We start from the raw sequence: 13,235 nt of genomic DNA, 5'->3' as shown, positions 1-13,235 counted from the left end.
TTTTTTGGTTAAAAGATCATCGTAGGCAAATTCAAGCATGGTAAAGTTCCCAATATAATCCATTGGGTGTGAGGTGTTTCTAGTTTATAGAATATCCAGCTGCATGCTTTCCCATGTAAGCAGAGCTTGAACATGCTGATATTTTTTTGCCAAGACTGGAATGTTCAGAATGGAGGTTGCAAGCATGAGCTTGGACCATTTGCAAGAGGATCAGCAGGCTGCCGTGCTGAAGATCCGTAAACGCGTTATCGAAGCCATTGGACGGAATATGGATCTATACGGCGTAACGTTGTCCACGGGACATTTATATGGATTGCTATTTTTTGCTGAAAAACCGATGACCCTTGATGATATGGGCCGGGAAATGGAAATGAGCAAAACAAGCATGAGCACCGGAGTGCGAACTCTGCTGGATCTGAAAATGGTAAATAAGGTGTGGAGCAAGGGCTCCAGAAAAGATCTATATGAAGTGGAGTATGACTGGCATCAGACGTTTACGGATTATTTTGCTATTAAATGGAGAAAAGCAGTGGAGAGTAACCTTCAGATTCTTCGCAAATCCGTTGACGAGATGAACCGGTTGATCAACCAGCTTGACGAACAGGCTGATGCTGAGCTTCTGCGAGTACTACATGAGGACATGCGTAAAGTATTGCAAGCGGAAGCATACTACCGATGGCTCGACAGGCTTATTGATACGATGGAAAATGAAGAGATCTATAAGCTTGTTCCAAAAGAAGAGATCAAAGAAGAAATGAAAGAGCAGTTATAGTATCGAAACAAAGGACCCATTCCGTCAGGAAGGGTCCTTTTTCATTTTATTGACCGATTACGCTTAAACTTGCAAGCTCCATATCTACAGAAGAGTGAGCTGCAATCTGCTCCAATGGATCGGACTTTTGCAAACGTTGTGCAGGAATCCGGAGTTTGGAACCGCTAGTTTGTGATTCGGCACGCTGAATATTAGTTTGATCTGTCCAAGTGACAGGCTTCCGAGCTCGCTGGGCTGCAGATGCAGGGAACGGGGCGGCCTCCAGGCGGCGAAATGCAAGGTCCTTGAGATGCAGTTGCGCTTGTTTCTCACGCCCGGTAAGCTCTGCCAATCGCATATGGGTTTCTCTCCAGTCCTGGGTCACGTGAACAATGACGGTGGGTGCAATATTTTTCAGTTGATCATAGTACGACTGGCAAAAACCGTCAGCAATAATCAGATCCGGTTTCGCCTGGCGAAGTTGATCAAGTTGGTTTGTTAGGTTACGTTCTTGCTCTGTTGCATCTTTCTTCGAATTATGGCCTAAATCCAGTGATTCGACGGGCTGCAGTCCCAAGGAACGTAGATGCTCATCAAAGCCGATGTTGGATACTGTGGCTACACTTAACCGGTATTTCTTCATATATATACTTGGTGCGATCCCAAGCATCTGCTTGAATTTACGACTAAAATAATATTCATTGCCATAACCTACGGATTCGGCAACTTCTTTGAGGACACAGTTCTCTTCAGACAGTTGTTTTTTGGCTTCTTCAATCCGCAAACGGTTTAGATAATCCGTAGGGGACATGCCTTTTGCTTTTTTGAAGCTGCGAGAATAAGAACTCGGTGTCAGTCCAGCGATTTTGGCCAGTTCATCCATGCTGATGCCCTCACTCATGAAACGGCGCATATACGAGATGCTGCGCTCCAATGCGGGATCTACTTTTTCAAAGTTTTCTTCCAGTCGATGCTCCGACAAGAATTGCAGTAACTCATGTAACTGGCTATGTATGCTGACAAAATGATCTGACTGCTCGCCTCGATAGGAAACATACAGCTTGGCCATTCGTTCTGCTGCCTGTTGTTTATTCCTGATTCGCATTTTGCCCGCCTGCCAGTCGAAAGGAAGGGAGGAGGAAGCGGTCATTTTCCATTGTCCTCTTACGCGTTGCACACGTACTTGTTCCATGCTTAGCATGAGAAATTCAGTGATCTCTGAGTGAGCCAATGCGTCGATGATCATGCCGGGTTTGATCATAAACAGATCTCCAGCTTGTGCTTCGTGCACGATGTCGTCCAGAGCCAGCAAACCGTTGCCTTGCAAAATAAGACAAAGTATGGGCCGACTTACCGTCATGCCTTGTATACGGAAATTTTTCCCGCGACGTACTCGGCACATTGAAGAGAGCAGCGGTAAAGAAGAGGTTTCAGTTAAAACGGGAAACGATTCATTCATACGGACCATCCTTTTGTCTTATTTTCTTAATGATAACAATTATCATTCTCAAATGGAAGGCGTTTTTGAAAAATAGTTTCGACAAAAATGAAAACGTGAAAAGAAAAAAGCAAGATGTATATGTCAAATGGAAGCATAAAAAAGATGACACCCAGCACCAAAGCTGTAGTGTCACCCTTAATCTAGCTTGAAATCGAACGAATCTGATGAACTTAATTCGTTGTAACCAAAAGAATGTTGTCCAGGAAAATGTCACTTACTGCTTGTTGTCCTGTTCCGTTTGCTGCTGAATGGTATAAACGGAATTCATCTTTCGCATGGATGTAGAAGATCCCTGGAACATCATCACGCAAGTGGAATGTGTCCCATTCGTCTCCAGCTATTTTGCTAACTTTCAGAGATGAATTGACTGCATAGAGACCATTTTTGCCGGAAATGTAGGTAACCTCCGGTTTATCATTCATCCATTGATTCGTAACGTAGGTTACGTTACTCAAGTTGAGATTAGACGTTTTGCTCACCTTGCTCGCAGTAACCGTTTTGGCGTACGCTTTTTGATCCGCATCAATGATCACAACCTTGTCTGTTCCCACCGCACTGATTTCACGCACACTTTTGGAGTGAAACTGAAATGTTTTACCCGATGTTGTTAGTGCGTAAGCTTTGCCTAGGTTATAGTTGTAATCCTTATTACTGTCGAGCTTAATACCGCTATTGTACACATATAGATTGTTGCTCCAGCCACCGGAATAAACGGCGTTTACATCCAGCTTGGCCTTTGCATTCACGGCCGTACCTTTACCTGTGTTGTAGTTGACCTTGTACAGCACAATAGCTTTCGTGGAGTAATATTTCTCGTCAGGATTGGTGTTGACCATGAGTTGTAATTCATTTTTGGCAGAGTTCACAAAATAACGACTCTCTACAGCACCTTGGGCCAGGTTCTGTACATTTCCTTTACCGTTTGATGCTTTGGAAGCGACCCACGTATTACCGCCAATCAAGGCATTATAGTAGACACGTCCTTTCTTCACAATCAGAAGCGGATAGTCCGTGTTCACCTTGTCTGCGATTTTGGTGACAGATGAGATACCCTGATCGCCATTGGCACGATAGATGCTTCCCTTGGAGTCTATGTAGTAGATAAATCCATTATCCGCATAGTAATTGATGACATCGGAAGCGAATGTTTCGGGTGCATCGCTGGAACCGTCATTTGGAATCCGAAGCAATGTTGTGGAAGTTGCAGGCGGGGTGTAATAGAGATAAGATCCCGCTGCAGTCAAATCTACGCCTTCAAAATCAATCAATACCTCTGCGGGATTACTTCCATCCCCGGATACTTTGTAAAGCACGCCATCAGATTCGTAATAGACTGTCGATTGACTCAGTGAAGCTGCTTGTGCATGCGTTCCCCCGCTTAATGCTCCTGTCACTATAAAGGTCAGAAGCAGTAGTGCGCAGAGGGTACGCTGTAAATAAATAGGCCATATTTTCATTCGTTCATCGTCACCCTTCGTCGATTATGTATGTATTTTCGTAATGTATATCGGTAAACCATGGAAGAATGTTTAGGTGATAAAAGTCAGAATTAGAGAATTATAGTGTAGGAGTGTAAGAGCGTTGCAATGGATACTTCACTAAATGAAATTCAATTTCATGAATGTGAGAGATTAAAATCAATTTTTGCATGAGGCGACCAATCTGGCTCCAAGGTATTCTTTATGCTGCCATTCTCGTGATAACATCAATCTCAATCCCAATCTCCAATTATGACAGACCAGAAACGACAGGAGCGAAACGATATGATGAACATAGCAACCATAGGTACAGGTTCCATCGTAGATGCCATTTTATCCGCGATCAATGAACTGGATGATGTCATCGTCACTGCGATGTACTCCCGCAAGAGAGAGACAGCGCAAGAGCTTGCAGATCAATATGGGATAAGTACAATCTATACAGACCTGGAATCCTTATTTTCAGATCCAAATGTAGACCTTATTTATATTGCTTCACCGAATAGCATGCATTACGAGCAGGCCTATCAGGCACTTCAACATGGTAAACACGTTGTGTGTGAAAAACCGTTCACTTCCACGCTACAGGAAGCGGAAACGTTGATCACACTTGCGAAAGAAAAGAACCTGTTGCTGTTTGAAGCGATCTCTAACATTCATTTGCCAAATATTAAAATCGTCGAGGAGCAACTTCCGAAGCTTGGTGCGATTAAACTGATTCAGTGTAACTACAGTCAATACTCGCGTAAATACAATGATCTTCTCGCCGGACAGACACCAAACGTGTTTAATCCCCAATTCTCTGGTGGGGCACTGATGGATATCAATATTTACAATTTGCATCTGGTCATGAATTTGTTTGGCAATCCGAATACCGTAACATATACGGCGAATCAGCATGCAAACGGGATTGATACGTCAGGAGTTGTAGTTCTCAAGTACCCGGAGTTGATTGCAGAATGTGTGGGGGCAAAAGACACGAGCGGCATGAACTTTGTGCTCATTCAGGGTGAGAAAGGTTATCTTCAAGTTGTAGGGGGAGCGAACGGTTGCCGGGAGATCCAGATTCAGATCGGGAAAGAGCCTGCTGAGGTGTATAATGCCCAGACCAAATCCAATTGGCTCTATTATGAGTGGGAAGCGTTCAGAGACATCTATGCGGCTGGTGATTACAAGCGTTGTTATGAACTTCTGGAACACAGCCGTTCTGTAATGAACGTACTTGCGGAGGCACGCAAGGATGCGGGAATTACGTTTGCAGCGGATAATGGTTAATCTCAGTAGTTGTCGCTGATGCTCGCCATATATAACATATCGAACAGATAAAGTACCGAGACCATCGAAGTCATTTTGGATAGCCTTAATTGATCATTGTATCCATAAGCCAAGAGCGTTTCAACACAATGTTTGGACAGGGTTGAACGGTTGTTGCCTGTGACCGCTATGACGTTCATCTGTTTATTGCACAGTACTCTGGCAGCTTCAATCATGGCTTGATTCTCACCTGTGTGCGAGATAACAAATGACAGGGTCAGGCTGGTGGAATTCATTGTGTTCAAATAATGCATATTGGGACTATTGTGGGCAATTGCAGATATGCCGAGTTCATTCCACTTGGCACAGGCCTGTTGAGCCAGATAATAATTCATATCACTTCCGTAGATATCAATACGCCCGGATTCTTTGACCCACTTCGCGATTCGTAACAAAACAGGAGCGTTTAACATTCGACGGGTATCATTCAGCGCCTGTTGATACAGGTAAGGAACCGAGTCCATGGCTTCCAGCACATTGCCTTGTTCTGTAGGTGCATGATCCAGCGTCTGTAATGCAGAAGACGGGTGTTGGTATTCAAGCGCAAGCTTTAACTGAAAGTCTGGGTACCCTTTGGTACCCAGCTTTTTGCATAGGCGGACAATGGTAGACGAGCTTGTGTAGGTATGCTGAGCCAGTTCATGGGCTGTAGAATCGAATACAACTTCGGGGTTGCTCAGGATATAGTCCACAATATGCTTCTCCTGTGCTGTTAATGGTGAAGCATATTTTAGTTTTTGAAGCAGGTTGTATTCCATGCTGTTTGTTCCATTCCTCTCTCTAATCATCCCAAAGTACATGTCTCCATATCATAACGCGCGATTGTTTATTTCTCAATCTGCACAACGAAGCGAAAGTGTATCTATTGACTCCTTCATACACAGACCGTATAAGCCGATGACATTGACTCAAATTTGGCTTTCAGCGAGCTGTTGACGCCGATTCCAGACTGTTACGAGGCGAAGTAAAATAAAGCTCATGAGCAATAGCACTGCACCAGTACCCAACAGCATCCATGGCCCGATCATTAACATGCCGGTGGCCTGACCAGCAATCAGGGCAACCAGAGGCAGGACAACAAGTCCGCCAAGCTGGTAGGCTTCCTGAAATCCCCGTACTTTAGCCGAGATCAGCACATTGAGCAAGATAACAGCTAAACTGCACGTTGGAACAACCCAGACAATCAGAATGATCCAGTTCCAATTCGGGAACATCAGTGTGCCGAATATCGGGTACATCAAGATGTTGGCAATGAGGCCATAGATCATGAATGTTACCCAGGATAACAACAGTGAAGGGATGAGAGCAGCCAGTACCTTGCCTTTGAAGAGTGTACTCATGCTCATGGGTGTAAACAACAATCCCTCCAGTGTCTTACGTTCCTTCTCGCCAGCGAAACTGTTGGCGGTGAGGATACTCGAAGCCATCACCGGGATGATGAGAAACAAGGGAGCAAACATGTACAATCCAAGAAAATAAACAATACGTTGGTTGTCCGTGGTCATGGCAGCAATAGAGGGCATCTGCCCGCTTTGGATGAGCTTATCTACTGTTTCCATGATTAGATTTAAGTTACTTATTGAATGCAGATCGATTCGTGAGGCTACCCATATCAGAGCGGATGGAACAATGATTCCAATGATTAATGGTACAATCAGCATGGGCAGCCATAGCTGCACGCTGGATGTGACAGAACGAATATCTTTTCGAATGAGTGCACGTATCGCTTGAGAGTTATTCATGTACGTTCGCCTTCCTTATTGCAAAATAGATGCTTTCCAGATCATTGCCTTCAATTCGTGCCTGGTAAACCTGACCACGCTCGGTTAGCTGCCGAAGCAGCAACGGAATATGCTCACGAGAAGAGAGTTGAAACGTTGCTGTATGCGTTGTAACCGTCTCTGGCGAATAAGTTCCTGTCTCCCAGCCAGTTGGCATATGTGCTTCGACCTCTAGCCGAGGTGCAGATTGATAACGTTGAATAATCTCCTGTTCAGTCCCCTTCTCAACAACACGACCCTTTTCCATAAAAATATAGTGATCACAAACGGCGGAAAGCTGAGTAAGCACGTGTGAGGAGACGAGGATCGTCAAGTTCTGCTCCGTATTTAACTGACGAATAATGCGAAGCACCATCTGGATTCCGTCAGGATCAAGACCATTGGTCGGCTCATCGAGAAATAGAATCGAAGGACGGTGCAGCAGCACCCGGGCAAGACCCAGACGTTTTTTCATCCCTGTGCTGTAGGTGCCGACTTTGCGATGCTGGTAATCCTGAATCTCAAGAAGCTCCACCAACTCTTCAATCCGCTTATTTGCTTGCTTTAGGCCAAAGGCATCCGCGAAAAAAAGCAAATTATCTCGCCCACTCATATTTTCGTACAATCCGCTTTGTTCGGTCAGTGTACCGCAGATCGCCAGTACCTTTTCGGTTTCGCGTGACGTATCCATCCCTTGGATGGTAACCTGCCCGCTGTTTGAGCCCAGAACTCCGTTCATGATACGAATGAGGGTCGTTTTACCCGAGCCGTTTGGGCCAATGAGTCCGGTTATGCTGCCTTGTTGAATTGTAAAGCTGACATCCTGCAGTGCTTGCTGCTCCCCGAAATGTTTGTTTATATCCCGTACTTTAATCATGTAGAATCACCGTCCGTTTTCTAAGTTTGATGATTATACGTGCAGCTGTGTCAGATCGTTCAATGTAAGACTAAAGAAATATATCATTGCTTCAATAGTCCCGAGAGCATAGTGCATAATTCCCCGGGAAATTTCAACAAATCGGGTCTAAGGTTTGTTTTTTTGGCAAGCTGTACAAGGTATCCTTAAAAAGAAGGGTATTGTGGCCGTTTCAATGTTATGGAAAATGGAGTAATAGAGTATAGGCCGATATATACATAATGAATTCGTCTAACACATCCGTATATCCAGTTTGAATGCAGTAATGCTTCCTGACGATTGTGCTTAGACCCAGAGGAAAGGTGAAGTGATTCATGAGTGCACCAAACGAATATCGCTTTCAGGTGAACCTGAGCGGAATGATCCAGATTTTATCGAATCATCTATACAGCAGTCCGAAAGTTTTCCTGCGCGAACTTATGCAGAATGCGACAGATGCGATCACGGCACGCAAGGAAGTGGAGCCGGGATATCAGGGAGAAGCACGAATCGAGCTGACAGGAACCGGAGATCAATTGACGATGATGGTGGAGGATAACGGAGTTGGCTTGACTGAAGCGGACATCCATGAGTTTTTGGCTATGATTGGACAATCCTCAAAGCGTGGTCAACAGGAACTGCTCGATGGCGAGACATCATTTATTGGGCGTTTCGGGATTGGTCTATTGAGCTGTTTCATGGTGAGTCATGAGATTGTCATGCTGACTCAATCGGTTAAGGGCGGGCCTTCCATGGAATGGAGAGGTAAGCCGGATGGTACATATACGATTAGACAGCTGGACACGCAATTGTCTCCCGGAACGAAAGTATATCTGCGTTGTACGCCGGAAGCGGCTTACTACTTTGAAGCGGAGTATGTGAAAGAAGCTTTATTTTATTATGGTGCGTTATTGCCTTATCCGGTCACGCTGATTCATGACGGGGTTCAATCTGTCGTCAATCAGGATTCTCCGATCTGGTTAACACGTCCAGAGCTTGCTCGTTCCTGTCGTACGGAAGTGCTTGCTTTTGGTGAACGTCTGCTTGGGGAGAAGTTCCAGGATTTCATCCCGCTTACAACGGCTTCGGGGCGCACGGGAGGTATTGCGTACGTACTGCCACATGCGGTGAATCTGAATGCCAAGCGTTCTCATCGGGTGTACCTGAAGCGTATGCTGATTTCGGAGAAAGCCGAGAACATTTTGCCGGAGTGGGCGTTTTTTGTGAAATGTCTGATCTGGACCGATGAATTGCAGCCGACAGCTTCAAGAGAGCATTTTTATGAAAATGAAAAGCTGGAAGAAGTGCGCTCCGAGCTTGGAGACGCCCTGCGGATGGGATTGGCGGAGATGGCTGAGCAGCAGACCGAACGACTGCAGAAGCTGATTCGTCTGCATGCCCTTTCGATGAAGGCACTGGCTGTACAAGACCAGGAGTTCTACGCGATGATTCACCGCTGGTTGCCCTTCGAGACTACGAGAGGACATCGGGAGCTGGGTGAGCTAATTGATGAAGGAGAGACACTGTACTACACTGGATCCATTGATGAATACCGTCAGATTCACCATGTGGCTTCAGCACAGTCGATGCTGGTCGTCAACGCAGGTTACATTTACGACAAAGAACTGATGGGGATGCTGCCTGTCATAATGAATAATGTAGAAACTGAGCGAATTGAGCCAGATGAAGTATCGATGACATTCACGGATGTTGCACCGGCTGAACGTAACCAGTACTATGATGCGCTACGTCTGGCAGATTCGGCCTTACAACGTTTCCGCTGCCGTGCAGAAGTGAAAGGATTCAAGCCCGCTGACTTGCCAGTGTTGTTTACCCTTTCTCAGGAATCATCCACGCTACGTGCACTGGAAAAAGCCAGCGAAGAGAGCACAGACTTATTTTCCTCTGTTCTCGGTTCGTTGTCGTCAGGGATTAATTCGGCAGGGTACTCGACGTTGTATCTGAATGTGAACAATCCCATCATTAAACGGGTGTTGACTTCTCCGGATAATCAGATGACACCGATTGCTATTGAAATGTTATATGTTAACGCACTAATGATGGGACATTACGCCATGAACAAGCAGGAACTCGAAGTGTTGAACCAGGGAATTGTTCGGTTTATTGATTGGGGTTTACGCGCAAATACGAATCATGAGGGAGATGCCTGATGAAGACAGAGATGGATTTTGAAGATTTGATGGAAGAGGCCTATCAGCTGCCAAATGGTTCCGCAAAGCTCGGTTTTTTGGAGGAAGCAGCGCGGGTGGCTGATGTCAATGGGATGGTTGAGGAGGCGTACGAAGCACGCTCAGAGATTGTGGATGTTGCCACCTTCTGCGGGTATCCGATGAAAGCTTTGATCGCTTTTTCCTGGCAATTAGGCAAGTTTGATCAGCAGCCAGAGCTGTATGATGAAGAAACGTTATTGTGGTCGTACAAATGGATTCTCGGTAAAATGCCCGATTTCCCGGAAATTTCACGTGAGAAGATCATGGAGTTGCTGGAGGATTTCGGAGCACGTTTCAAGTCCTATGGCTACAGTGAGCGTTCTTATTGGTATTACCGTTTCCGCATCTTTATGGATTTTGGAGAATTGGAGGAAGCGGGACTTAGTTATGACAAGTTCAGAATGTTAGACCGCGACTTCATGAGTGACTGTGAGGCATGTGAGCAGGATGAGATTATGCGTTATTTTATGTTAAAAGGAGACGACGAGAAGGTGCTGGAAGCTGCGAAGCCTATTCTCAAAGGCCGCATGAGCTGTGCGGAGATTCCACATCTAACTTTGTCGGAAATTCTGATGCCGCTGTATCGTCTTGGACGGACGGAGGAGGCCGATAAACATCAGGTCAAGGGATACCGATTGATCAAGGGTGAGAACGATTTTGTACAGAGTTTTTCCGAGCAGATGGAGTATCTTACCCTTACGAATCCTGCCAAAGGGATAGATATCCTCGAAGAAACACTGGTACTCGCAGTAGATCATGAAGATGCGTATGCCAAAATGATGTATTATGCGAAGGCTGCTCCGTTATTGCGGCGCTGGACTGAAGAAAAGGACTCGGAAGGCTATCGTCTGCGTCTGCCGGCTTCCTTCCCGTATGAGGGAGATCCAGGAGACCTGCTCAAGCTCGCAGATTATTTTGAAGAGTATGCCAAGGCTACTGCAGCCAAGTTTGATCAGCGCAACGGAAACACACATGTATCCTCGTTAATTGCATAATTTAAAAGGCTTGTTCGTGAAGGAGAATCCCTTTCGAACAAGCCTTTTTGTTGTTTACTTGTATAGCATAATTATTGAACGGATGTTGCTGGAGGAGCAATTTCTGTTGTTGGATTAGGTGCAATCTCAGGTTTGCTCTCTGTTGTCGCAGCTTCTTTAGTGGTTTCCTCAGATGCTGACTGCTCTGATTGCTGTGGTTGCTGTGCAGCCATCAATTCAGCGACGATGCGATTGGTCGGCTGTGTGATTAACGCATACATGATAGCAGCGTGTTCCTGGCGAATGAGAGGTTTGCGTGAGAGGTAATCTGCAGAACCGTCCTCAAGCATTTTGACCTCTGGGCCGAAGATACCCAGTTTCACCATCATTTGCACCGCAGGAACAGCCCAAGCATCTGTATGGCCTGCAAGCTTAACGTCCTTGAACAGTTCGCTTGGATACTGCAGCTGCAAAGCTCGCCACATCATCACTGCTGCTTCCTGCCGAATGATTGCTTGATCCGGATTAAACTGTTTCTCGTCTGCACCTGTGATCATACCCATTTCATAACCAAGCTGGATGTAGCCAGCTGCGGCATGACTGGACCAGTCGGTGTCAGTAGGGGGTGTTGTTTTGCTAGGCTTGAGTCCACTTAATATGAGAATATCCTTGATAAATTCCGCACGAGTTACAGTCGTTTTAGGCATGAAAGACTGGTTAGCGTCATTTTCGAAATATCCAAGCGATTGCAAGCTATGAATCGCTTGAGCATAAGGATTGCTCTTCTGAACATCCCGGAAACCTGCCGCTTTTTGTCCTTTTTTGGCATACCCAAATGGATTGAGATAAGGCTCTCTCATGTAGATCGTTCCATCTTCATAGGTTTTGAATGCCGTGAACTGCCCGGTTAATTCATCCTTGAACAGATTGTCTTCTACCTGAATCAGCTTACGTTCACCCAAGAAAACATCACTAATGCTCAATTGACCGGACGTTTCACCGCCAGCTTGAAGCTTGCTGATGATTGTGCTGATCCGAAGGTCGGCATACATACCGTTGAAACGTTGTAACTCTTCCGCAGATTGTGGTGTGTATTCCTTAAATTGTACGGGTTTAGCATACTGCGGGAAGAAGTCCTGAATAAAGGCTTGGTAGAGCAGATTACGAAGAGCACCATTCTGATTATAAGTCAGGAAGACACCTGTGTTTTGCTCAGGAATAAAAAATAGATAAGAGCTGTAACCTGACAGGTCGCCTCCTTTGGTAATTACTTTGGGACTGCTTCCTGCCCCAGGAAGCTGAAATGGAGCTTCGAATCCGTAAGTGGTATCCGGCAGTAGCGGGTGAATGGAAGAGCGATACTGCTCCATGCTTTTTACGGTCGCAGGTTTCAAAATCTGCTGGTTGTCTTTCTTGCCGTCATTCAGGAAGGCAATCATAAACTTGCCGATGTCGTCGGCTGTTGACAACATGCCACCTTGAGGCATCGGTGTTGGATTAAGGTAATACATGTCAACCGGCTTGTTTGCTGCATCATAACCAGTGGCAAGTTGTTTCTGGAATTTACCATTTAGCATAAAACTGCTGTTGTTCATGCCTAAAGGCTTAAAGATGTGCTCTTGCATGTACGTCTCAAACGGCTCGCCGCTGACATTTTCGACAATCAACCCGAGTAGCAAAAACGAGAAGTTATCATACATGTAGGCGCTACCAGGCTTTCGCACAACAGGAGGCATGTGCTGCTCGGCGTAATCCTCCATCGTTATGTACTTGCCTTGGTCTGTGTGGATGTCTTCTGGCTGTGGATCACGGATTTCAAACCCGGTGGTGTGTGTCAACAGATGTTCTACGGTTACTGGCGCATCGAATGGATTCTCGAAGTGCAAACCCTTCACATAGGCCTGAAAATCAGTCTTCAGGTCGACCTTGCCTTGCTCCACAAGCTGCATGACCGCAGCGGCTGTGAAGGTTTTGGAGACAGATGCGACGCGAAAAGCGGTGTTTTTTGGATCGACAGGTGTTTTTTTGTCCAGATCGGCATAGCCGTATCCTTTTTCAGCGAGAACTTGACCATCCTTCACAACAACGACAGATGCACCAACGTAATGTGGTTTGGTTTCAGATGAGGCGAAGAACTTATCCAGAAAAGCATTGGCCGAATCGGCATTCAGTGTTACAGGCTGTTTCGAACCGTCAGAGTCAGGGGCTGTTGCCCCTGTCTGAGCCTGAACCTGGGGAGCCCAGAGGCTAAGAGAAAGAACAAGTGCCATACATGCGCTGGTCATGGCGCTCCATTTGGACCGGGTATTTCGATTGAATAAATGCACATCA

At 45.8% G+C, this 13,235-nt stretch carries 10 protein-coding genes; 4 read left to right on the top strand and 6 right to left on the bottom strand.

Translation table 11 applies throughout. From position 1 onward, the window contains the following. The first annotated feature begins 184 nt into the window (after positions 1–184). The gene (locus tag ACR8BL_RS09945) at positions 185–772 is read left to right on the top strand and encodes a GbsR/MarR family transcriptional regulator (RefSeq protein WP_434758346.1); all 588 of its coding nucleotides are present in this window, start codon (positions 185–187) and stop codon (positions 770–772) included. A gap of 46 nt (positions 773–818) precedes the next feature. Here ACR8BL_RS09945 and ACR8BL_RS09940 read toward each other — a convergent pair whose 3' ends face one another. Together ACR8BL_RS09940 and ACR8BL_RS09935 are read right to left on the bottom strand one after the other, a co-directional pair. Next, the gene (locus ACR8BL_RS09940) at positions 819–2,210 is read right to left on the bottom strand and encodes an AraC family transcriptional regulator (RefSeq protein ID WP_434752460.1); all 1,392 of its coding nucleotides are present in this window, start codon (positions 2,208–2,210) and stop codon (positions 819–821) included. Between the two features lie 212 nt (positions 2,211–2,422). Next, positions 2,423–3,709 carry a DUF5050 domain-containing protein gene (locus ACR8BL_RS09935; protein WP_434752459.1) on the bottom strand — a complete coding sequence of 429 codons (1,287 nt, stop codon included), beginning with the start codon at positions 3,707–3,709 and terminating at the stop codon, positions 2,423–2,425. 309 nt (positions 3,710–4,018) lie between these two features. On the opposite strand from ACR8BL_RS09935, the gene ACR8BL_RS09930 reads away from it, so the two are divergent. After that, positions 4,019–5,005 carry a Gfo/Idh/MocA family protein gene (locus tag ACR8BL_RS09930; protein WP_434753069.1) on the top strand — a complete coding sequence of 329 codons (987 nt, stop codon included), beginning with the start codon at positions 4,019–4,021 and terminating at the stop codon, positions 5,003–5,005. A 2-nt stretch (positions 5,006–5,007) separates the two neighbouring features. Here the strand turns inward: ACR8BL_RS09930 and ACR8BL_RS09925 are convergent, their stop codons facing one another. From ACR8BL_RS09925 to ACR8BL_RS09915, 3 genes are all read right to left on the bottom strand, one after another. Continuing rightward, on the bottom strand, positions 5,008–5,802 hold the full coding sequence (locus ACR8BL_RS09925) for a MurR/RpiR family transcriptional regulator (protein WP_434756653.1): 795 nt from the start codon (positions 5,800–5,802) through the stop codon (positions 5,008–5,010). Between the two features lie 150 nt (positions 5,803–5,952). Beyond that, positions 5,953–6,786 (bottom strand): ABC transporter permease subunit, encoded by an 834-nt coding sequence (locus tag ACR8BL_RS09920; protein WP_434752457.1) that lies wholly within the window; start codon positions 6,784–6,786, stop codon positions 5,953–5,955. Beyond that, a complete protein-coding gene (locus tag ACR8BL_RS09915) occupies positions 6,779–7,681 on the bottom strand; it encodes an ABC transporter ATP-binding protein (protein WP_434752456.1) in 903 nt (300 codons plus the stop codon). The genes ACR8BL_RS09920 and ACR8BL_RS09915 overlap by 8 nt, the downstream gene beginning before the upstream one ends. Before the next feature lie 353 nt (positions 7,682–8,034). On the opposite strand from ACR8BL_RS09915, the gene ACR8BL_RS09910 reads away from it, so the two are divergent. Together ACR8BL_RS09910 and ACR8BL_RS09905 are read left to right on the top strand one after the other, a co-directional pair. Next, positions 8,035–9,870, top strand: coding sequence for an HSP90 family protein (locus ACR8BL_RS09910; RefSeq protein WP_434752455.1), 1,836 nt, complete (start codon positions 8,035–8,037; stop codon positions 9,868–9,870). Next, on the top strand, positions 9,870–10,925 hold the full coding sequence (locus tag ACR8BL_RS09905) for a hypothetical protein (protein WP_434752454.1): 1,056 nt from the start codon (positions 9,870–9,872) through the stop codon (positions 10,923–10,925). Before ACR8BL_RS09910 ends, ACR8BL_RS09905 begins: the two co-directional genes overlap by 1 nt. A gap of 71 nt (positions 10,926–10,996) precedes the next feature. On the opposite strand, the gene ACR8BL_RS09900 is transcribed toward ACR8BL_RS09905, so the two are convergent. Next, the gene (locus ACR8BL_RS09900) at positions 10,997–13,231 is read right to left on the bottom strand and encodes a serine hydrolase (RefSeq protein WP_434752453.1); all 2,235 of its coding nucleotides are present in this window, start codon (positions 13,229–13,231) and stop codon (positions 10,997–10,999) included. Positions 13,232–13,235 lie beyond the last annotated feature (4 nt).

It is taken from the genome of Paenibacillus amylolyticus, from assembly GCF_051136285.1.
Lineage (GTDB): Bacteria > Bacillota > Bacilli > Paenibacillales > Paenibacillaceae > Paenibacillus > Paenibacillus amylolyticus_F.
Note: the sequence above shows the minus strand (reverse complement) of the source record. Positions and strands in the feature narration are given on the sequence as shown.

Coding starts and splice junctions, on each gene's coding strand:
- ACR8BL_RS09945 (WP_434758346.1), top strand. CDS start 185: ATGAGCTTGGACCATTTGCAAGAGGATCAGCAGGCTGCCGTGCTGAAG.
- ACR8BL_RS09940 (WP_434752460.1), bottom strand. CDS start 2,210: ATGAATGAATCGTTTCCCGTTTTAACTGAAACCTCTTCTTTACCGCTG.
- ACR8BL_RS09935 (WP_434752459.1), bottom strand. CDS start 3,709: ATGAAAATATGGCCTATTTATTTACAGCGTACCCTCTGCGCACTACTG.
- ACR8BL_RS09930 (WP_434753069.1), top strand. CDS start 4,019: ATGAACATAGCAACCATAGGTACAGGTTCCATCGTAGATGCCATTTTA.
- ACR8BL_RS09925 (WP_434756653.1), bottom strand. CDS start 5,802: ATGGAATACAACCTGCTTCAAAAACTAAAATATGCTTCACCATTAACA.
- ACR8BL_RS09920 (WP_434752457.1), bottom strand. CDS start 6,786: ATGAATAACTCTCAAGCGATACGTGCACTCATTCGAAAAGATATTCGT.
- ACR8BL_RS09915 (WP_434752456.1), bottom strand. CDS start 7,681: ATGATTAAAGTACGGGATATAAACAAACATTTCGGGGAGCAGCAAGCA.
- ACR8BL_RS09910 (WP_434752455.1), top strand. CDS start 8,035: ATGAGTGCACCAAACGAATATCGCTTTCAGGTGAACCTGAGCGGAATG.
- ACR8BL_RS09905 (WP_434752454.1), top strand. CDS start 9,870: ATGAAGACAGAGATGGATTTTGAAGATTTGATGGAAGAGGCCTATCAG.